Here is a 19,526-nt window from a genome sequence, read left to right as displayed (position 1 = left end):
AGTGGCTGCTGTCGACGTCCGGCCGAAGATCACCCTCGCGTGCACCGAGTGCAAGCGGCGGAACTACATCACCAAGAAGAACCGCCGGAACGACCCGGACCGCATCGAGCTGAAGAAGCACTGCCGCTGGTGCAACAAGCACACCCCGCACCGCGAGACCCGCTAGTCTCCGCCGGGACCCGAGCGTCAGGCTCCAGCCTGTAGTTTTGGACCGCCCCGCCGACTCCGTACCGGAGTGGGCGCGGGCGGTTTCTTCGTATCCAAGGAGGCACAGGGACCATGGCGCTGGACGCCGGTTACAAGGGCCGGACCTATCCGCCGACCGCGGTGTACGAGGTCGGCCGGGAGAAGATCCGCGAGTTCGCGGACGCGATCGGCGACCCGAACCCGGTGTACCGGGACCCGGCCGTGGCGCAGGACCTCGGGCACCGGGACGTGCTCGCGCCGCCGACCTTCCCGATCGTCATCACCTGGCCGGCCGCGCTGCTGATCATCAACGACCCGGAGCTGGGCATGGACTTCAGCCGGGTGCTGCACGCCGACCAGAAGTTCGTGTACGCGCGGCCGATCTACGCCGACGACCAGCTGACCGCGACCGTGGTGATCGAGGACGTCAGCGAGCGGATGGGCCAGGGATTCCTGAGCACCCGCACCGATCTGGCCACCGTGGACGGCGAGCACGTGGTGTCCGGCTACTCCAAGCTCGTCGTGGTGGGAGCGGAGTCGTGATCAAGTTCGCGGACGTGGCCAAGGGCGACGAGCTGCCCGCCCAGACCTTCCCGGTCCGGCGGTTGGACCTGGTCAAGTACGCCGGAGCCTCCGGCGACTTCAACCCGATCCACTGGAACGAGCGCTTCGCGCAGTCGGTGGGGCTGCCGGACGTGATCGCGCACGGCATGTTCACCATGGCCGAGGCGGTCCGGGTGGTCACCGACTGGTGCGGCGACCCGGGCCTGGTCGTCGAGTACTCGGTGCGGTTCACGAAGCCGGTGGTGGTGCCGGACGGCGTCGACGAGGAGTCCGGCGCGCGGCTGACCGTGACCGGCAAGGTCGGCGCGGTGAACGAGGACGGCACGGTGCGGGTCGACCTGACCGCGGTGAGCGCCGACGAGAAGGTGCTCGGGATGGCCCGGGCCCTGGTGCGGCTGCCCTGAGGCCCGGCGGGGGCCGGGTCGGGGGCCGCTGACCTGCGGCCCCCGAACAGTTCGGGGGCCGTGGCGACGGTTCGGAGGCTGAGATGGCGCGCCCGCCGGACCTGCCACCCGGTAGCGTGTCCTCATGCTCGAACAGGCCTCGGCACCCCTCGCGCCCCTGACCACCCTGCGTGTGGGCGGACCGGCGCGGCGCATGGTGACCGCGACCACCGAGCAGGAGATCGTCGACACCGTCAAGGACTGCGACGGCCGCGGCGAACCGCTGCTGATCCTGGCCGGCGGCTCCAACCTGCTGATCGGCGACGACGGCTTCGACGGCACGGTCCTGAAGATCGCCAGCACCGGCGTCATCCGCCAGAAGACCTGCTCGGGTCTGCGCCTCGGCGTGGCGGCCGGCCACGACTGGGACGCCTTCGTCGCCGAGGCGGTCTCCCTCGGCGCGGTCGGCGTCGAGGCCCTCAGCGGCATCCCCGGCTCGGCCGGCGCCACCCCGATCCAGAACGTCGGCGCCTACGGCCAGGAGGTCGGCCAGACCATCGCCTGGATCCGCGCCCTGGACCGGGAGACCGGCGAGATCCGCGGTATGCAGTCCCGATGTCTGGAGTTCGCGTATCGCGACTCCGTCTTCAAGCAGAACCCGGGCAAGTACGTCGTGCTGACGGTGTGGTTCGGCTTCGACCCGCCGGCCGCCCAGGAAGCCGACCGGCTGTCCGCCCCCATCCGCTACGCCGAACTGGCCCGTGCGCTCGGCGTCGAGGAAGGCGACCGGGCTCCGCTGACCGACGTCCGCGAGACGGTCCTGAAGCTTCGTGCCGCCAAGGGGATGGTGCTCGACGCCGCCGACCACGACACCTGGTCGGCGGGTTCCTTCTTCACCAATCCGGTGCTCGACGTCGCGGCCTTCGACGCTTTGGCCGCACGCGCCGCGTCCGTCCCGCCGCGCTTCCCGGCGCCGGGCGACCGGGTGAAGACCTCGGCGGCGTGGCTGATCGAGCAGGCGGGCTACCCGAAGGGCTACGGCGAGGGCCCGGCGACGCTGTCGACGAAGCACACGCTGGCGCTGACCAACCGCGGCACGGCCGCCGCGTCCGACGTGCTGGGGCTGGCGCGCGAGATCCGGGACGGGGTGCGGAACCGGTTCGGGGTGGAGTTGGTGCCAGAGCCCGTGCTGGTGGGCGCCGCGCTCTAGAGCTTCCAGAGGTGACGCGAGCGGCGGACGGGCCATCGGACCCGTCCGCCGCTCGCGTTCTCTCCTGTCCCGCCTACGACGTGGGCGTCGCGGTCAGGTCGTAGACGGTCACGTTGTCCACCGTCTGGGCCGTGAAGTGGGCCTTGACCCAGGTGCCGATCTCACCGCCCATGTCGGCGCCGCCGTTGGCCTGGCCGACGCCGCCGGCGATGTAGTAGTGGATCTTGTGCTGGGCGACGTAGGCCTGGAACTGGGCCAGGGTGGGTGAGGGGTCGGAGCCGTTGAAGCCGCCGATCGCCATCACCGGGTCGCCGGTGGCCAGCTGGTAGCCGGCGGCGTTCTGGGCGCCGATCGCCGCGGCGACCCAGCGGTAGCCGGACGCGTCGGCGGTCAGCAGGGACTGCATCCGCGCGCTGGGCTTGCTGGCGTCGAGGAGGCTGTTCATGCCGCCGGGGCCGCCGGAGGAGGACGTGGTGCCGTTGGGCAGGCCGCCCTGGTTCTGCGAGCCGCCGGGCACCTGCGAGCCGCCCTGGTTCTGCGAGCCGCCGGGGAACTGGCCGTTCATGCCGCCCTGGTTGCCCTGCCCGCTCTGACCGCTCTGCCCACCCTGGTTGCCCTGCCCGCTCTGGCCGCCCTGGTTGCTGCCCGGCATACCCGGGAACTGACCGAGCCCGCCGTTCTGGCTCCCGCCCGGGACCTGGCCGTTCTGGCCGCCTTGGTTGTTCATGCCGCCGGGGAGCCCGCCGGGTCCGCCCGGACCGTTGAAGAACCGGATGCCGCCGGGGCCGCCCATGCCGCCCGGGCCGAACGCCGCGTTCGCCGGACCCGCCGACGGGATCGAGCCGGTGTGGCCGGTCGACGTCGTCGCGAAGGCGTACGCCGTCGGCCCGAGCAGCGCCGCGCCCACGCCGAGCGCCAGCGCACCCCACCGCAGGGTCCTGCCGAACACGCCGCTACCGGTCGCAGGAGCCTGCGTCGCCTCGGTGTCGGCTGAAGCGGGCGCCGCCGTGTCGGCTTCGCCACCGTCCACCGCCGGGACCCAGTCCGGACGCGCCGAGGCGACTTGGTCCTGGGCGCCACGGCGGAACCGCGCCGAGATCACCGGCTCCGCGAGCAGCAGCACCACCGCGACGGTGCCGGCCACCGCGGCCGCGAAGCGCAGCCACGAGTGCCAGTCCCCGGTGCGCGCCAGCAGCTCGAAGCCCCACCACGTCGTCACGCCGACCGCCGCCGCGAGGCCGAAACGGGGCACGAACTCGCCGCGCCGGGCCCACAGCATCCCGCCGCCGATGCCCGCCGTGACCGCGATGAGCGGCGCGAGGGCGATCGTGTAGTACGGGTGGAAGATGCCCTTCATGTAGCTGAAGACCGCCACGGTGCTCAGCATCGACAAGCCCCAGGCCAGCAGTCCGGCGCGCTCGAGGTCGGTCCGGCGTGCCCGCCCGGCGGCCCACAGCCCGAAGGCGAACAGCAGCAGCGCGGCCGGGAGCAGCCAGCTGATCTGACTGCCGATCTCGCCGCTGAACAAGCGGTTCCACGCGGTGCCTCCCCCGAATCCGCCGCCGCGCGGGCCGCCGCCGGGGCCGCCCGCGATGCGCCCGAACTCGGGGACGCCGCCGGTCTGGCCACCGGGGCCGAAGATCACGAGTCCGCCGGGCTGCCCGGTGACCTCGGAGAAACCGCGCGGACCGCCGCCGACGCTGCCGGTCTCGTCGCCGGTCAGCCGGCCGAAGCCGTTGTAGCCGAAGGTCAGCTCCAGGAAGCTGTTGTGCTGTGAGCCGCCGACGTACGGCCGCGAGGACGCCGGCGTCAGCTGGACGATCGCGACCCACCATCCGGCGCTGACGACAATCGCCGCACCGGCCGCCAGGACCTGCCACAGCCGCCGCAGGAGGCGGCCGGGGCCGGTCGCGAGGTACACGGCGGTCAGAGCCGGGAGGATCAGGAAAGCCTGCAGGGTCTTCGTCAGGAACGCGAAGCCGATCAAGGTGCCGGCCAGGAGCAGCCAGCGGGTGCTGCCGTGCTCGTGCGCCCGCACCACCGCGTAGACGGCCAGCGTCAGCAGCAGGGTCAGCAGGGCGTCGGGGTTGTTGAACTTGAACATCAGCACCGCGACCGGCGTGACCGCCAGGGCGGCCGCCGCCAGCAGCCCGGCCCCGGCGCCGACCGCCGTGCCGCGCGTCCGGGAGAGCACCCGCTTCACCGCCGCGTAGACGACGCCGACAGTGGCGACGCCCATCAGCGCCTCGGGCGCCAGCATCGACCACGAGCCGAAGCCGAAGATCCGTCCCGAGATCTCCATGACCCACAACGACGCGGGCGGCTTGTCGACGGTGATCGCGTTGCCCGCGTCCAGGGACCCGAAGAGCATCGCCTTCCAGCTCTTCGTCCCGGCCTGCACCGCCGCCGAGTAGAAGGAATTCGCCCAGCCCGACGCCGACAGGTCCCAGAGATACAGGACCGCGGCCGCCGCCAGCAGCGCCAGCAGGCCCGGCCGGGCCCAGCGCGGGTCGTCCTCGGGCCCGCGCCACAGGCGTCCGAGGCGGCCGGTGCCGCCGGTGCCGGTCGTGGGCGGGCCGATCTCGTAGACGACTTCCGAAGCGGGGGAGATCGCGCTCATGACAGCTCTCCAGTGTTCTGAGCCGCCGGGATCGCGGTCTCATGGTCGGACGGCGCGTGACCGCGCCTCGGATGGAAGACCCACGCGCGCAGCAGCACGAACCGGGCCAGGGTCGACAGGCCGTTGGCGACCACCAGGGCGAGCAGCTCGGTGGTCCGCGAGGGGTGCGGGGTCGCGGCGTGCACAGCCGCCAGCGTCCCGCTGGACAGCACCAGCCCGATGCCGAACGCCACCAGGCCGCCCACCTGGTCCCGCAGGGCGTTGCGACTGCCGGTGACGCCGAAGGTGAAGCGGCGGTTCGCGGCGGTGTTCGCGACCGCGGTCGCGGCCAGCGCCAGGGCGTTCGCCGCGAACGCTCCCAGCGGCGCGCGCAGCAGGACGTAGAGGAGCATGTACGCGACCGTCGACAGCACGCCGATCGTCGCGAACACCGGGACCTGCCAGCGCAGCCCGGCCGGCGGGTCGACGGCCCGGACGCGCGCCCGCACCGGGGCGCCGGAGGAGGACCGGACCGACGCCTTCGCCACGCGCCACATCCCCTTCAGATCGGCCTTGGCGGTCTTGACGATGTCGACCCGGGAGTCCGGGTCGTCGATCCAGTCGACCGGCACCTCGTGGATCCGCAGCCCCGACCGCTCCGCCAGCAGCAGGAGTTCGGTGTCGAAGAACCACTCCTCGTCCTGCACCCGCGGCAGCAGCGCCTGCACCACCTCGGTCTTGGCGGCCTTGAACCCGCACTGCGCGTCGGAGAACCGGGCGGCCATCGTGGTCCGCAGCAGGAGGTTGTAGGTCCGCGAGATGAACTCCCGCTTCGGGCCGCGCGCGACGGCGCTGCCGCGGGCCAGGCGCGAACCGATGGCCAGGTCGGAGTGCCCGCTCAGGAGCGGCGCCACGAGCGGCAGGAAGGCGTTGAGGTCGGTCGACAGGTCGACGTCCATGTAGGAGACGACGTCGGCGTCCGACGCCGACCAGACGGCGCGCAGGGCGCGGCCGCGTCCCTTCAGGTCGAGGTGCACGGCCCGCACCCCGGTCAGTTCCCGCTCCAACCGAGCGGCCACCGCCCAGGTGCCGTCGGTGGAGGCGTTGTCGGCCACGGTGATCCGGAACGGGTACGGCAGGTTCTCCACGAGGTACCGGTGCAGACGTCGCACACTGGCCTCCAGGACGTGCTGCTCGTTGTAGACGGGCACCACGACCTCGACCAGACGCCGACGCCCGCCACCCGATGCCCCGACGCCGGCACCATCCGGCGAGTCGCGTTCGGTGAGAGCGGTTGCGTTCATGGGGATGACGCTCGCGGCGGGGCGTGGGAGGGGAATGAGGCTTCGATGAAGCCGGGATGAGAATGGGCGGCGGTCGCCTGAAGCGCCCGCCGCCCCCCCGAAACCCCGGAGGGCCGGACGCGTCCTACGCCGCCCCGGCTCCCGGCAGCCGCAACCGCGCGACGGCCCCGACGCCGTCCGGCGGAGCCTCCAGCGTCACGGTCCCGCCGGCCTCCCGCACGGCGCGCGCCGCGATCGCCAGCCCCAGGCCCGACCCCGGCAGCGCCCGCGCGCTCGGCGAGCGCCAGAACCGCTCGAAGACGTGCGGCAGCTCCTCCGGCGGCACGCCCGGACCCCGGTCCCGCACCGTCAGCTCGCCCTCGGCCAGGCGCACGTCCACCTCCGACCCCGGCGGCGAGAACTTCACCGCGTTGTCGAGCAGGTTCACGATCGCGCGCTCCAACGCGGCCGCGTCGCCGTGCGTGTACCAGGGTTCGATGGCGGCGGTGATGGTCACCGGGGTCTCCCGGGCCGCACCGCGCGGCCTGACCCGCTCGACCGCGTTCTCCACCACCTCGTGCAACGCCACCGGGCTGCTGGCCGCCGGAGCCGCCTGTTCGGGCCGGGACAGTTCGAGCAGGTCCGCGATCAGGACGGTCAGCTCGCGCATCTGCGTGCGCGCCCCGGTCAGGAGCTCCGTGCGCTTGGGCAGCGGCCGTCCGGACTCCTCGGAGCGGATCAGCAGATCGATCGTCGTCCGCAGCGACGTCAGCGGGGTCCGCAGTTCGTGGCCGGCGTCGTCGACCAACCGCTTCTGCTCGTCCCGCGACGCCTGCAGCGCCGCCGTCATCGCGTTGAACGACTCCGACAGGCGGGCGATCTCGTCCTCACCGGTCACCGGCATGCGGACGCTGAGGTCTTCAGTACGGGCGACGTGCTCGACCGCCTCGGTCAGCTGGTCCACCGGCCGCAGCGCGGCACGCGCGACGAGCAGCCCGGCCGTCGCCGCCCCGCCGACGCCGAGCACCGACACCACGAACAGCAGCCAGGCCAGGCTGGTCAGCGAATCGTCGACGGACTGGCGCGACTGCGACTTCAGGAAGACGCCCTTGTCCATCGGGGCCGGCACGACCTCGACGCGGACCTTCTGGCCGTTCACGTCGACGCCGTCGCGCCACCGGTGCGCCTGCGACGGCTGGCCGACCAGCTCCAGGTCAGAGGGCTGGTCCAGGACCTGGGTGGAGCCGGGCGTGGCACAGCGCGTGCCGTCGGCGCCGACGAAGGTCAGGCTGGTCTCCGGAACCTGGGCGAAGTGGCCGGGTGGACCACCGGGGCCCAGACCCGGCAACTGGGGTGGGGGAGTGCACGGGTCCGAGGTGAACAGGATGCGGTAGCCGTCCGCCGGCTGCGTCTCCTGACCGATGTGAAAGAACTGTTCCGGGACCGTCGATCTCTGGATGGACTTGTCCAGCTGGCTGTTGAGCCCGTCCCGCACCGCGAACCACGAGATCAGTGACACTGCCGCGATCGCCACGGTGACCGCCACCGCGCTGAGCAGGGCCAGGCGTCCCCGCAGCGGAAGCCGGCGCATCACAGCCCCGAGCCCGCGCCCGCCGGCGCGCGCAACGCATAGCCGACGCCCCGTACCGTCTGGATCAGCCGCGGCAGCCCGTCGACCTCAGTCTTCTTCCGCACGTACATCACGTACACGTCCAGCGAGTTCGACGCCGGTTCGAAGTCGAAGCCCCACACGGCCCGCAGGATCTGTTCGCGGGTCAGCGCCTGCCGCGGGTGCGCCAGGAACATCTCCAGCAACAGGTACTCCGTCCGAGTGAGTTCGATCGGGTGACCGGCGCGGGTGACTTCCCGGGTCAGCGTGTCCATCCGCAGGTCCTCGTAGGCGAGAACGTGCTGTTCGGGTTCGGCCGCGACGCCGGGTCCTTCCGCGGTCAGCGCCCCGCGGCGCAGCAGCGCGCGGACCCGGGCGAGCAGCTCGTCGAGCTCGAAGGGCTTGGCCAGGTAGTCGTCCGCGCCCGCGTCCAGGCCCGCGACGCGGTCGCCGGTGAGGTCGCGGGCGGTGAGCATCAGGACCGGCAGGTGCGGGTCGGCCGCGCGCAGGCGGCGGCACGCGGTCAGGCCGTCCATGCCCGGCATCAGCACGTCCAGGACCACCAGGTCCGGCCGCGCGCGCTCGACTTCGGCCAGCGCGGCGCGGCCGTCGTTCGCCGTGCGGACGGTGTAGCCCTCGAACTCCAGGCTGGAGGCGAGGACGGCGCGGATGCCCGGCTCGTCGTCGACGACCAGGATCTCGGAGGCGGTGCCGCCTGCGAAGCCGGCGGGCGAGGAAGAGACAGGAGAGCTCACGCTCTCCACTATCCGGGCGTCGTATGAGGAACGTCTAAGAAGTCGTCGGGCGAAGCACGGGCGGTGAGCCGGTGTCCGGCCCGGCGCCGGGGTTGCGCCTCTGGTTAGTGACTGCTAACTTACTACTCATGAGCCCCCGCATGAGTGCCGAAGAACGCCGCGACCAGGTCGTGAAGGCCGCGGTCGCCGAGTTCGCGGTCCGCGGGCTGGAGGGCACGTCGACCGGCGACATCGCGAAGCGGGTCGGGGTCTCCCAGCCCTACCTGTTCCGCCTGTTCCCGACCAAGCGCGACCTGTTCATCGCCGCTGTCGACCACAGCGCCGCCCAGGTCCGAGACGTCTTCACCAAGGCTGCCGACGGCAAGTACGGCGCCGAGGCGATGGCCGCCATGGGGGAGGCCTACCAGGACCTCCTGCTGGCCGACGACGAGCTGCTGGGTATGCAGCTGCAGCAGTTCGCCGCGTGCCACGACCCCGAGGTGCAGGCGGCGGTCCGGGGCGTGATGCAGGGCATCTGGCATCACGTGGAGAACCTGACCGGCGCCCCGGTCGAGAACCGCGTGGACTTCTTCGCCAAGGGCATGCTCTGCAACATGATCGCCGCGATGGGCCGCGCCGACGGCGGCGACCCGATGTGGCAGCCGGTCCTCGACGTCCTGCGGGACGAAGTGAAGCCGCCGCGCTGCGAACCGTATGACGAGACCGCCGAGGTCCGCGCCGGCAGCCCGCGTGAGTCGGGCTACGCCGCCTACGTCGAGCGGTCGCTGACCAAGTAACGAGGACGGACGGGGAGTACCCGGCCGTTTTCTCGCCCAAAAAGTAAGTGACCGATCACTATCCACTTAAGTTAGTGACTGCTAACTAGATCCGAGGGGGATCCCGTGAGCACCGCGACCACCGCGACCACCGCCGACCGGATCCAGGCGGCCACCATCGGCCACCCGGTCCGCACCTTCCTCGTCACCGCCGTGGCCATGTTCATGGCCCAGCTGGACAACCTCGTCGTCAGCATCGCGCTGCCGTCGATCCGCGAGTCGCTGCACGCCGGGCTCTCCGGCCTGCAGTGGACCGTCTCCGCGTACACGCTCACCTTCGCGGTCTTCCTGCTGACCGGCTCCACCCTCGGCGACCGCTTCGGCCGCCGGAACCTGTTCGTGGCCGGTCTCGCGGTGTTCACCGCGGCTTCCGTGGCCTCGGCGCTCGCGCCGAACATCGGGGTCCTGATCGCGGCGCGGGCCGTGCAGGGCATGGGTGGCGCGGTGATCGTGCCGTTGAGTCTGACGCTGCTGTCCGCGAGCGTCCGTCCCGAGCGGCGCGGGGCCGCGGTCGGCGCCTGGGGCGCGATCGGCGGACTGGCCGTCGCGCTCGGGCCGGTGATCGGCGGCGCCGTGGTGGAGGCCGCGTCGTGGCAGTGGATCTTCTGGGTGAACGTGCCGCTGGGCGTGGTGCTGCTGCCGCTGGCCTGGTTCGGCCTCACCGAGAGCCGGGGCGCGGCGCGCCGCCTGGACGTGGTCGGGACCGTGCTGGCCACCGGCGGTCTGCTGGGCGTGGTGCTGGGCCTGATCCGCGGTGGCGAAGCCGGGTGGACCACGCCGCCGGTGCTGACCGGCTTCGTCGCCGGCGCCGCGCTGCTGATCGCCTTCGTGGTGTGGGAGCTGCGCACCGACGCGCCGATGGTGCCGATGCACCTGTTCCGCGGCCGCTCGTTCCCGCTGATCAACCTCAGCGCCCTGTTGATGTCCTTCGGGATGTTCGGCGCCGTGTTCTTCCTGTCCCAGCTGTTCCAGACCGTGTACGGCGACTCGCCGCTGGCCTCCGGCGTCCGGATCCTGCCGTGGACCGGCATGCCGATGCTGGTGGCGCCGATCGCCGGGATCCTGTCCGACCGCATCGGCGGCAAGTGGATCGTCACCGCGGGCCTGGGCCTGCAGGCGGTGGCGCTGGCCTGGATCGCCGCGGTGGTCACGGTCGACGTCGACTACACCGCGCTGCTGCCGGCCTTCGTCCTCGGCGGCACCGGGATGGCCATGTTCTTCGCGCCGATCGCGAACCTGGTGCTGGGCTCGGTGCGGCGCCACGAGGAGGGCATCGCCTCCGGCGTCAACAACACGCTGCGCGAGCTCGGCGGCGTGCTGGGCATCGCGGTGATGGGCGCGGTCTTCTCCGCGAACGGCGGCTACGGCCCGACCGCCACGAAGTCCCCGGCCCAGCACTTCCTCGACGGCGTGATCCCCGCGGTCTTCACCGGTGCGGCGATCCTCGCGGTGGCCATGCTGGCGATGTGGCTGGTGCCGAGCCGCCGCCAGGCGAGCGCCGAAGAGGTCTTGGTCTCACACGTGGCCCAGGACGCCGACGCGGACCAGGAAGCCGAAGACATAGCCCAGGGCGTTGGTGGCCCAGTGGAAGGACATCGGAACAAGGAGGCTGCCGGAGCGGCGGCGTAGCTCGCAGAACAACGCGCCGCCGAGGCCGGTGAAGACCACCGTCCCGAGATCAGCCAGCGCCGCACCGAACTCCGAAGGCCCCAGGAGTGACGTGAGCGCTGGCTTCTCGGTGTTCAGGTGCAGCGACGACAGGATGTGCCAGCACCCGAACATCAGCGCGCTGAACGCGGTCGCCCACAGTGGCTGCCACCGTCGCAGCGCGAGGCCGAACAGCACCCCGCGGAAGGCCACCTCCTCGGCCAGCACGGTCGCGAACGGCACGTCGACGAGCACCCTGACCGCCACCTGGGTGACCGTCAGCTTGGCGTAGCGGTCGTCGGTGAACAGCGAGCGGGTGACCGGCAGCAGCGCCCCCATGAGGTACACCGAAGCGACGGCGGCGACGATGATCGCGGACCATTTCAGGCCCAGCGGCCAGGACTTGCGGTCCAGCCCCATCTCCTCCAGCGCGTGCCCGGACCACCAGGCCAGCCCGGCGAACAGCCCGGTCACCGCGAGGGCGACCACCAGGTCGGGCAGCGACTCCACCCACGCCGACCGGTGGAGCAGGTAGTTCACCGCCGCCAGCAGCAGCACCGCGAACACCAGCGCCTGGCCGTTGCCGAGGGGGCGGCGCAGGTGGTCGAGGGTCCAGCGCCAGGGGTCGCGGCGGGCGGGCACGATGGCGTCGGGGGCGGCGACGCCGGGTTCGACGACGCCCGATTCGATGACGCCGGGTTCGATGACAGGGCGGTCGGCGGCACCGCGCCCGGTGGCCGGGAGGTCGGTGGCCGCGAGATCGGCGGCCGCGAGATCGACGGGAGAGAGGTCTGCGGCACCGTGCTCGGCGGCGGCATCGCGTTCGGCCACGGCGCCGGCTTCGCCTGCGGCGTTCGCTTCGGCCACGGCGCTGGCTTCGGCCACGGCGCCCGCTTCGCCCGCCGCGGTTCCCTCGGTGACGTATTCGTCCCCGGGCTCCTCCTCGGCCGGCCTCAACTCCATCTCCGGTTGATCGCGGCCATGGTGTTCTCCAAGCGTTCGGTGTCGGCCGGAGACCAGCCCGCCGGCGGCAGGACCGCGGCCCAGCCCTCGCACGCCCCGGTGCCGTAGGTGTGGCCGTGCGTCACCGGCATGCCGAACGACACCGCGAGGTCCACGGTGGTCTGCCAGAAGGAGACGATCGGGTAGTAGCGCAGCTGCGGGGTGATGTCCGGCCCCAGCGGTGGCGAGGCCCAGCCGGGCTTGTTGAACAACAGGTCCGGCGTCCACCAGACCACCGGGTCGGACGCGTTCTGCAGGTACACGACCCGCGGATGCTCCCATGTGGTGGTCAACGGATAGCGCAGGTCGATGTCCGGCCACTGGGCGAAGCGGACGTTCCGGCCCCGCTGGTACACCGGCCGCCACTCCGGCGAGTCGGGGTCCCGATGGGTGACGATCTGCTTCCACACCCGGCTGGCCTGCGGCGGGCCCTCGAAGAAGACCCCGTCGGAGCCGTCGATCAGCTCCTGCGGTGTGTTGAAGACGGCGTCCAGCGAGAAGGAGCCCAGAGACTCCCCGGACAGCACCAGCTTCGGCCGTCGGCCGGCCGGGATGGTCTGCAGCCGGTCGTGGACCGCGTGGTACAGGGCCTGGGCGGCGTGTCCGGCGCGCTCCTGGTCCACCAGGAACGAGATCCAGCTCGGCAGGTACGAGTACTGCACGGCCACGGTCGCGGCGTCGCCGCCGTACATGTACTCCAGCGGCGTCGGGATGTTGCGGTCCACCCAGCCGCTGCCGGTGGTGCCGACCAGGTTGATCACCTTGCGGTTCCAGGCGCCGGTGCGGTCCATCTCCCGCAGCGCCAGGTCCACGGCCCGGGTGAAGCCCGACTCCTCGGGGTGCTCGCCGACGTAGACGCGGATCGGTGGCAGCGCGGGGTGTCCGGAGAAGTCCCGCAGCTCCTGCGGCGTCGGTGCCGTGGCGACGAACGTGCGGCCCTTGGTCCCGAGAGCCGACCAGGGGATCAGCGACGCCGGGCTGCCGGAGACGGCCGGCGAGGCCGGGGGGTGGACGCCCGGCTCGGTGCCCTCGTTGGTCTGCCGGGAGACATGGTCGATGAACCCGATGAACCCGCGGTCCCAGAGCACGTTCTTGGTCCCGGAGACCACGATCAGCGCGCACACGGTCAGCCCGAGCGCGTAGGCCATCGGCCACGGCACGATCCGTCCGAACCAGGCCACGAGCTTGCGCGCCAGCAGCCGGACCGACCGGCACACCACCAGCAGCAACGAGAAGGTGCCCAGCGAGATCAGGATGATGATCGCACCGTGCCAGGACGAGGACTCGCCCAGGCCCTGCAGCACCCGCAGCCGCCGCTGGGCCCGCGCGCCCCAGACCACCACGGCCACGGAGACCACCAACAGCACCACCGGCACGGACTGCCACGCCCGGGTCCGCAGCCGCTCGTTCGGCAGCCACCGGCGCAGCCCGACCCGGCCGAGCGTGCCGAGCAGCGAGCCGACGCCGTATCCGGCGATGCCGGTGATCCCGCCGATCAGACCCTGCATGATCCACGGCCGGGGGAGCAGCGAGGGGGTGAGCGACAGCCAGAAGAAGAAGGTGGCGAAGCAGTAGCCGGTCAGGTCCGGCCAGCGCCGCACCACCCACTTCGGATTCGGCGGATCCCAGTACGGGCGCCGGGCGAACGCGACGACGCGGGTCGTCAGCGTGGCGGGGCGGTCCGCGACGGGCCGCTCGGCGGGCGGTTCGGCGGGGGCGTCGGTGGCGCGGGTCACGGCGGACTCGGCCGGGTCAGGCGGTCATGCCGGGGGCGGTCGAGAAGTCCCTTACGTCCGAGTTCTCCATGCCGCCATTATCAGGGGCCGAACGCGGAAAAGCCCGGAGCGGTCGCGTCGGCGACGGCTCCGGGCTTCGTGGTGACGACGGGAGGCGCCGCTCAGCGCGCCTCGCGCAGCAGCGTCTGCAGCCGCGACACGCCCTCGACGAGGTCCTCGTCGCTGAGCGCGTACGACAGCCGCAGGTACCCCGGCGTCCCGAACGCCTCGCCGGGCACCACCGCGACCTCGACCTCGTCCAGGATCAGCGCGGCCAGGTCCACCGAGCTCTTCGGCCGCTGCCCGCGGATCTCCTTGCCGAGCAGCTCCTTCACCGACGGGTACACGTAGAACGCGCCCTCGGGCTCCGGGCACACCACGCCCGGGATCTCGTTCAGCATCCGCACGATGGTCTTGCGGCGCCGGTCGAAGGCGACCTTCATCTCGGCCACCGCCTCCAGGCCGCCGGACACCGCGGCCAGCGCCGCGACCTGGGCCACGTTGGAGACGTTCGAGGTGGCGTGCGACTGCAGGTTGGTGGCGGCCTTCACGATGTCGGCCGGGCCGATCATCCACCCGACGCGCCAGCCGGTCATCGCGTAGGTCTTCGCCACGCCGTTCACGATCACCGCGGTGTCGGCCAGCTCCGGCACCGCCTTCAGGATCGAGGTGAAGACCGCGTCGCCGTAGACCAGGTGCTCGTAGATCTCGTCGGTGAGCACCCACAGGCCGTTCGCCAGCGCCCAGCGGCCGATGGCCTCGACCTGCTCCGGGCTGTAGACCGCGCCGGTCGGGTTCGAGGGCGAGACGAACAGCAGCACCTTCGTCCGCTCGGTGCGGGCCGCCTCCAGCTGCTCCACCGAGGCCAGGTAGCCGGTGGTCTCGTCGGTCACGACGTCCACCGGCACGCCGCCGGCCAGCCGGATCGCCTCCGGGTAGGTGGTCCAGTACGGCGCCGGCACGATCACCTCGTCGCCCGGGTCCAGCAGGGTGGCGAAGGCGTTGTAGATGGCCTGCTTGCCGCCGTTGGTGACCAGCACCTGGCTCGCCGAGACCGTGACCCCGGAGTCGCGCAGCGTCTTGGCCGCGATCGCCTCCTTCAGCTCCGGCAGCCCGCCGGCCGGCGTGTACTTGTGGAACTTCGGGTTCTGAGCAGCCTCGACCGCCGCCTGGACGATGTAGGCCGGTGTCGGGAAGTCCGGCTCGCCGGCGCCGAAGCCGACCACCGGGCGGCCGGCCGCCTTCAGGGCCTTGGCCCGGGCGTCGACGGCCAGGGTGGCGGACTCGGCGATGGCGCCGATCCGCTGGGAGACGCGGTTCTTCGCTGGGGCTGTCATGCCCCCATCGTCCCATCACCGCCGGGCCCTCCGGGGCGACGTTCCACGAAAGGAGACGTCGCGGCGGGCGCCGCGGCGCGCGGCACGGAACCCGTTCGCAATCCGGCACGCGCTTCCCGTACACTCTCGATCGGCGGATTCCCCTTCCCGACCTCGGCGAGGTAGGTTTGTGGAGCACGCTTAGGCAAAGGGTCGTAGCTCAATTGGCAGAGCACCGGTCTCCAAAACCGGGGGTTGGGGGTTCAAGTCCCTCCGGCCCTGCTTAGGCGCCCAGGAAAGCCCGGACGGGGCTCTCCTGGGCGCGCAGCGTGTCCGCGGCAAAGTGATCTTTTCCGCACCGCCCGCCACTTTCTCGAGACCGTGATGAGGACCAGGTGACCGAGACGAGCTCGACCTCCGCGACGTCGAAGCCGGACCGCGGCCGCAGCGGCGACCGCCGCACCGAGCGCCGTCGGTCCCCGCTGGGCCGGCTGGGCCTGTTCTACCGCCAGGTCATCGCCGAGCTGCGCAAGGTGGTGTGGCCGACCCGCAACGAGCTCGTCACCTACACCACGGTGGTCATCGTGTTCGTCGCGATCATCGTCGCGATCGTGGCTACGCTGGACTACGGGTTCAGCAAACTGGTGCTGTGGGTGTTCGGCTGAGCCGTCCCGGCCGGCGAACGACCACCCGCACACCCCGAAGCGAAGGAAGTATGAGCGACCGTGTCTGAGACCTACGGAGACCTCGAGGAGGCGACTGTCGTCGTGGAGCACGAGGACGACGAGGCCGTCGAGGCCGAGGTCGCCCCCTCCGGGACCGAGCAGTCCGAGTCCGCGCCCGAGGCCGGCGCCGCCGAGGCGGCACCCGGCAGCGCGGAGGCCATCGAGGAGTTCCGCGAGGCACTGCGCCGCGCACCGGGCGAGTGGTACGTGATCCACAGCTACGCCGGGTACGAGAACCGGGTCAAGCAGAACCTCGAGACCCGCATGACGACCCTCAACATGGAGGACTTCATCTTCCAGGTCGAGGTGCCCATGGAGGAGGTCGTCGAGATCAAGGGCGGCCAGCGCAAGCGGGTCAAGCGCAACAAGTTCCCCGGCTACGTGCTGGTCCGCATGGACCTGACCAACGAGTCCTGGGGCGTGGTGCGCAACACCCCCGGCGTCACCGGCTTCGTCGGCAACGCCCACGAGCCGTACCCGCTGACCCTGGACGAGGTCGTGAAGATCCTGCTCGAGGAGCAGCCGGAAGAGGTCAGCGGCAAGCAGAAGGCGCCGGCCGAGGTCAAGGTGCTGGACTTCGAGGTGGGCGACTCGGTGACCGTGATCGACGGTCCGTTCGCCACCCTGCAGGCCACCATCAACGAGATCAACGCCGACTCGCAGAAGGTCAAGGGCCTCGTCGAGATCTTCGGCCGCGAGACCCCGGTCGAGCTCAGCTTCAGCCAGATCCAGAAGAACAGCTGATCCGACCAGCGATTTCAGCAAGCTCCCCGCCATCGCGTATGGTGGGGAGCTGTTGTCTGTGGACGGTGTCCCGTCCGCGGACATGTCTCCGCCGTGCCCTTGGTAGGGGTTATCGGCGCACCCAAGCCAGTTAGGAAGTACGGGAATGCCTCCCAAGAAGAAGCTCACCGCGGTCATCAAGCTCCAGATCAAGGCCGGTATGGCGAACCCGGCCCCGCCCGTCGGCCCGGCCCTGGGTCAGCACGGCGTGAACATCATGGAGTTCTGCAAGCAGTACAACGCGGCCACCGAGGCCCAGCGCGGCCAGGTCATCCCGGTCGAGATCTCGGTGTTCGAGGACCGCTCCTTCACCTTCATCACGAAGACCCCGCCGGCCGCCAAGCTGATCCTGAAGGCCGCGGGCATCGAGAAGGGCTCGGGCGTCCCGCAGAAGAACAAGGTCGCCACCCTGTCCCAGGCCCAGATCCGCGAGATCGCCGAGACCAAGATGCCGGACCTGAACGCGAACGACGTCGAGGCCGCGATGAAGATCATCGCCGGCACCGCCCGCTCCATGGGCGTCATCGTCGCCGACAGCTGAGCCGGACGAGCACGTCAGCACCACGTGGCAGAGCCGCGCGCGGCTCGCGACGACCACACCTCACCACTAGGAGAGCAGCAATGAAGCGCAGCAAGGGCTACCGCAACGCCGCGGCCAAGATCGACGCCGACGAGCTGTACACCCCCCTGGCCGCCATCCGCCTGGCCAAGGACACCAGCGTCACCAAGTTCGACAGCTCGGTCGAGGTCTCCATGCGCCTGGGCATCGACCCGCGCAAGGCCGACCAGATGGTCCGCAGCACCGTCGTGCTCCCGCACGGCACCGGCAAGACCGCCCGCGTCCTGGTCTTCGCCCAGGGCGAGAAGGCCGAGCAGGCCCGCGAGGCCGGCGCCGACATCGTGGGCTCCGACGAGCTCATCGACGAGGTCGCCAAGGGCCGCCTCGACTTCGACGCCGTGGTCGCCACCCCGGACCTGATGGGCAAGGTCGGCCGCCTGGGCCGCGTGCTCGGCCCCCGCTCCCTGATGCCGAACCCGAAGACCGGCACCGTCACCGCCGACGTGGCCAAGGCGGTCAACGACATCAAGGGCGGCAAGATCGAGTTCCGCGCCGACCGGCACGCGAACCTCAACTTCATCATCGGCAAGGTCTCGTTCTCCGAGCAGCAGCTCGCCGAGAACTACGCCGCCGCCCTCGAGGAAGTCCTCCGCGTGAAGCCGAGCGCCGCCAAGGGCCGCTACCTGAAGAAGGTCACCTTCGCGACCACCATGGGCCCCGGCATCCAGGTCGACGCCAACCGCGTCCGCAACGTCGCCACCGACGACGAGGCGTGAGCTGAGGCGTAACACGCAGCAGTAACGACGAAGGCCCCCACCGCGACGCGGTGGGGGCCTTCGCGGCATTCGGGCGGGCCCGGCGATCCTGAGCATTGCCGGACCCGTCGACTGCTACGTGCCGCTCTATTACTTCATGCCGGCTGCGACGGCGCCCAGCAGGGTCCCGTTCGCGTCGTCGTCCTCGAGGGAGAACACGAACACTCCGCCCAGCCCGTGCGACTTCGCGTAGGCGTCCCGGGCGGCGATCGCCTGGGGCGTGTCACCGGTGTAGAAGTTGCCGTTGGAGAAGATGTACGAGCTCTCCGTCGTCGCGTCCCAGCTCGCGCCGCCGGTGAGCCCGGCCGCCTTCAGCTCGTTCCAGCTGGCCGTACCGGCCTGCTGCGTGGTCGGGAAGGCCGCGGCCGGGCCCGTGGCGGTCTGGTACAGCCCGTTGTTCGTCGCCGGCACCCCGGTCCAGCCCCGCCAGTAGAACGGGATGCCCAGGTTGATCTTCGCGGCCGGGAATCCGCCGGGTATCCCCATGTCCGGAAGGCCGCTGGTGAAGGCCGTGATCGCGGTGTCCACGTTGTACTTCTCGCTTCCCGGGGCGATCGCCTTGCTCGGGTCGTTCGGCGAGTCGTGCAGCGGGTCCTGGAAGTTCGTCGGCCCGGTGGCCTCGAAACCGCCGTGCATGTCGTATGTCATGACGTCGATCCAGTCCAGGTACCGGCCGAGCTTGTCGGTCTCCAGGTTCGCGATCTTGTCCTGGCCCGAGCCCACCGCCGCGGTGATGTAGTAGTGCTTCCCGCCGTGCGCCGCGCCGTACGCGTCGAGCTCGGTCCGGAACTCCTGCGCCAGCAGCGTGAAGTTCTGCTTGTCGGCCGCGGTGGCGTGGTTGCCCAGGTGCCCCCCGCCGCCCGGGTACTCCCAGTCCAGGTCGAAGCCGTCGAAGATGCCCGCCGCCGTGCCGGGGCCGCCGAAGCCGCCGTCGGCCGGCACGTTGCCGTCCAGGAACATGCTGACGCAGGACTGCACGAACTTCTTGCGCGACGCGTCGGTGGCGGCCACGTCCGAGAAGTACTTCGAGTACGTCCATCCGCCGATGGTCAGGATGACCTTCAGGTTCGGGTACTTCGCCTTCAGCTCCTTGAGCTGGTTGAAGTTGCCCGCGATCGGCTGGTTCCAGACGTCCGCGACGCCGGAGACGGAGCTCGAGGCGTCGAACGTCTTGCCGTAGTCCGCGTAGTCGTCGCCCGCGCCGTCACCGGCGTTCGGGTTGTTCTCGTCCTGGCTCGCGGCCTTGTTGGCCTCGTAGCAGGTCAGGTTCACCGGGTCGATGTTCTCGGCCATGTAGTTGATCACGTCGAGGTTCGCGGCGGCCCCCGAGGCGTCCGCCTTCTTCACCGAGTACCCCGCGCCGTAGATCGACCACTGGTCGAAGTACGCGATCTTCAGATGCCCGCCCGAGCCCGACGGGGAGCTGGTCGGCGTGGTCGGGGGAGTGCTCGGAGTCGACGACGGGGTCGTGGACGGCTGCGAGGAGCTCGGCGTGGTCGG

At 71.1% G+C, this 19,526-nt stretch carries 18 protein-coding genes and 1 tRNA gene; 11 read left to right on the top strand and 8 right to left on the bottom strand.

From position 1 onward, the window contains the following. Window position 1: 1 nt before the first annotated feature. The 4 genes from rpmG to ABD466_RS09945 all read left to right on the top strand — a co-directional run bounded on the left by rpmG (window position 2) and on the right by ABD466_RS09945 (window position 2,343). On the top strand, window positions 2–166 hold the full coding sequence (rpmG, locus tag ABD466_RS09960) for a 50S ribosomal protein L33 (RefSeq protein WP_344656669.1): 165 nt from the start codon (window positions 2–4) through the stop codon (window positions 164–166). A 113-nt stretch (window positions 167–279) separates the two neighbouring features. Beyond that, window positions 280–729, top strand: coding sequence for a MaoC family dehydratase N-terminal domain-containing protein (locus tag ABD466_RS09955; RefSeq protein ID WP_344656668.1), 450 nt, complete (start codon window positions 280–282; stop codon window positions 727–729). Further along, the gene (locus ABD466_RS09950) at window positions 726–1,154 is read left to right on the top strand and encodes a MaoC family dehydratase (RefSeq protein ID WP_344656667.1); all 429 of its coding nucleotides are present in this window, start codon (window positions 726–728) and stop codon (window positions 1,152–1,154) included. The genes ABD466_RS09955 and ABD466_RS09950 overlap by 4 nt, the downstream gene beginning before the upstream one ends. Before the next feature lie 124 nt (window positions 1,155–1,278). Continuing rightward, window positions 1,279–2,343, top strand: a complete 1,065-nt coding sequence (locus tag ABD466_RS09945; RefSeq protein ID WP_344656666.1) for a UDP-N-acetylmuramate dehydrogenase — start codon at window positions 1,279–1,281, stop codon at window positions 2,341–2,343. Window positions 2,344–2,416: 73 nt separating this feature from the next. On the opposite strand, the gene ABD466_RS09940 is transcribed toward ABD466_RS09945, so the two are convergent. The 4 genes from ABD466_RS09940 to ABD466_RS09925 form a co-directional block, all read right to left on the bottom strand. Next, window positions 2,417–4,963, bottom strand: a complete 2,547-nt coding sequence (locus tag ABD466_RS09940; RefSeq protein WP_344656665.1) for an ArnT family glycosyltransferase — start codon at window positions 4,961–4,963, stop codon at window positions 2,417–2,419. Continuing rightward, entirely contained in the window at window positions 4,960–6,246 is a 1,287-nt protein-coding gene (locus ABD466_RS09935; protein WP_344656664.1) for a bifunctional glycosyltransferase family 2/GtrA family protein, read from the bottom strand. Before ABD466_RS09935 ends, ABD466_RS09940 begins: the two co-directional genes overlap by 4 nt. Before the next feature lie 124 nt (window positions 6,247–6,370). Continuing rightward, window positions 6,371–7,816, bottom strand: coding sequence for a HAMP domain-containing sensor histidine kinase (locus ABD466_RS09930; RefSeq protein WP_344656663.1), 1,446 nt, complete (start codon window positions 7,814–7,816; stop codon window positions 6,371–6,373). Further along, the gene (locus ABD466_RS09925; RefSeq protein ID WP_344656662.1) at window positions 7,816–8,589 is read right to left on the bottom strand and encodes a response regulator transcription factor; all 774 of its coding nucleotides are present in this window, start codon (window positions 8,587–8,589) and stop codon (window positions 7,816–7,818) included. Before ABD466_RS09925 ends, ABD466_RS09930 begins: the two co-directional genes overlap by 1 nt. A gap of 140 nt (window positions 8,590–8,729) precedes the next feature. On the opposite strand from ABD466_RS09925, the gene ABD466_RS09920 reads away from it, so the two are divergent. Both ABD466_RS09920 and ABD466_RS09915 read left to right on the top strand, forming a co-directional pair. Beyond that, on the top strand, window positions 8,730–9,365 hold the full coding sequence (locus ABD466_RS09920) for a TetR/AcrR family transcriptional regulator (protein ID WP_344656661.1): 636 nt from the start codon (window positions 8,730–8,732) through the stop codon (window positions 9,363–9,365). Window positions 9,366–9,563: 198 nt separating this feature from the next. Then, complete coding sequence (locus ABD466_RS09915) at window positions 9,564–11,033, top strand: DHA2 family efflux MFS transporter permease subunit (RefSeq protein WP_425558599.1); 1,470 nt, start codon at window positions 9,564–9,566, stop codon at window positions 11,031–11,033. On the opposite strand, the gene ABD466_RS09910 is transcribed toward ABD466_RS09915, so the two are convergent. The 3 genes from ABD466_RS09910 to ABD466_RS09900 all read right to left on the bottom strand — a co-directional run bounded on the left by ABD466_RS09910 (window position 10,920) and on the right by ABD466_RS09900 (window position 15,165). Continuing rightward, complete coding sequence (locus tag ABD466_RS09910; protein WP_344656660.1) at window positions 10,920–12,014, bottom strand: CPBP family intramembrane glutamic endopeptidase; 1,095 nt, start codon at window positions 12,012–12,014, stop codon at window positions 10,920–10,922. The genes ABD466_RS09915 and ABD466_RS09910 overlap by 114 nt on opposite strands. Next, window positions 12,005–13,789, bottom strand: coding sequence for an alpha/beta hydrolase (locus tag ABD466_RS09905; RefSeq protein WP_344656659.1), 1,785 nt, complete (start codon window positions 13,787–13,789; stop codon window positions 12,005–12,007). Before ABD466_RS09905 ends, ABD466_RS09910 begins: the two co-directional genes overlap by 10 nt. A gap of 161 nt (window positions 13,790–13,950) precedes the next feature. After that, on the bottom strand, window positions 13,951–15,165 hold the full coding sequence (locus tag ABD466_RS09900; RefSeq protein ID WP_344656658.1) for a pyridoxal phosphate-dependent aminotransferase: 1,215 nt from the start codon (window positions 15,163–15,165) through the stop codon (window positions 13,951–13,953). Window positions 15,166–15,353: 188 nt separating this feature from the next. On the opposite strand from ABD466_RS09900, the gene ABD466_RS09895 reads away from it, so the two are divergent. The 5 genes from ABD466_RS09895 to rplA all read left to right on the top strand — a co-directional run bounded on the left by ABD466_RS09895 (window position 15,354) and on the right by rplA (window position 17,987). Beyond that, window positions 15,354–15,426, top strand: a tRNA-Trp gene (locus ABD466_RS09895). A gap of 113 nt (window positions 15,427–15,539) precedes the next feature. After that, on the top strand, window positions 15,540–15,809 hold the full coding sequence (secE, locus tag ABD466_RS09890; protein ID WP_344656657.1) for a preprotein translocase subunit SecE: 270 nt from the start codon (window positions 15,540–15,542) through the stop codon (window positions 15,807–15,809). A 60-nt stretch (window positions 15,810–15,869) separates the two neighbouring features. Next, window positions 15,870–16,613 (top strand): transcription termination/antitermination protein NusG, encoded by a 744-nt coding sequence (nusG, locus tag ABD466_RS09885; protein ID WP_344656656.1) that lies wholly within the window; start codon window positions 15,870–15,872, stop codon window positions 16,611–16,613. 145 nt (window positions 16,614–16,758) lie between these two features. Then, window positions 16,759–17,193, top strand: coding sequence for a 50S ribosomal protein L11 (gene rplK, locus ABD466_RS09880; RefSeq protein WP_344656655.1), 435 nt, complete (start codon window positions 16,759–16,761; stop codon window positions 17,191–17,193). A gap of 80 nt (window positions 17,194–17,273) precedes the next feature. Next, window positions 17,274–17,987 carry a 50S ribosomal protein L1 gene (gene rplA, locus ABD466_RS09875; RefSeq protein ID WP_344656654.1) on the top strand — a complete coding sequence of 238 codons (714 nt, stop codon included), beginning with the start codon at window positions 17,274–17,276 and terminating at the stop codon, window positions 17,985–17,987. 129 nt (window positions 17,988–18,116) lie between these two features. Here the strand turns inward: rplA and ABD466_RS09870 are convergent. Beyond that, window positions 18,117–19,526, bottom strand: a 1,410-nt coding sequence (locus ABD466_RS09870) for a glycoside hydrolase family 18 protein (RefSeq protein ID WP_344656653.1), incomplete at its 5' end; no start/stop codon positions are given.

The organism is Catenulispora subtropica (assembly GCF_039531675.1).
Classification (GTDB): domain Bacteria; phylum Actinomycetota; class Actinomycetes; order Streptomycetales; family Catenulisporaceae; genus Catenulispora; species Catenulispora subtropica.
The sequence above is the reverse complement of the archived record's forward strand: the minus strand, read 5'-3'. Positions and strand labels throughout refer to the sequence as shown.

Coding starts and splice junctions, on each gene's coding strand:
- ABD466_RS09955 (WP_344656668.1), top strand. CDS start 280: ATGGCGCTGGACGCCGGTTACAAGGGCCGGACCTATCCGCCGACCGCG.
- ABD466_RS09945 (WP_344656666.1), top strand. CDS start 1,279: ATGCTCGAACAGGCCTCGGCACCCCTCGCGCCCCTGACCACCCTGCGT.
- ABD466_RS09940 (WP_344656665.1), bottom strand. CDS start 4,963: ATGAGCGCGATCTCCCCCGCTTCGGAAGTCGTCTACGAGATCGGCCCG.
- ABD466_RS09935 (WP_344656664.1), bottom strand. CDS start 6,246: ATGAACGCAACCGCTCTCACCGAACGCGACTCGCCGGATGGTGCCGGC.
- ABD466_RS09930 (WP_344656663.1), bottom strand. CDS start 7,816: ATGCGCCGGCTTCCGCTGCGGGGACGCCTGGCCCTGCTCAGCGCGGTG.
- ABD466_RS09920 (WP_344656661.1), top strand. CDS start 8,730: ATGAGTGCCGAAGAACGCCGCGACCAGGTCGTGAAGGCCGCGGTCGCC.
- ABD466_RS09915 (WP_425558599.1), top strand. CDS start 9,564: ATGTTCATGGCCCAGCTGGACAACCTCGTCGTCAGCATCGCGCTGCCG.
- ABD466_RS09910 (WP_344656660.1), bottom strand. CDS start 12,014: ATGGAGTTGAGGCCGGCCGAGGAGGAGCCCGGGGACGAATACGTCACC.
- ABD466_RS09900 (WP_344656658.1), bottom strand. CDS start 15,165: ATGACAGCCCCAGCGAAGAACCGCGTCTCCCAGCGGATCGGCGCCATC.
- rplK (WP_344656655.1), top strand. CDS start 16,759: ATGCCTCCCAAGAAGAAGCTCACCGCGGTCATCAAGCTCCAGATCAAG.
- rplA (WP_344656654.1), top strand. CDS start 17,274: ATGAAGCGCAGCAAGGGCTACCGCAACGCCGCGGCCAAGATCGACGCC.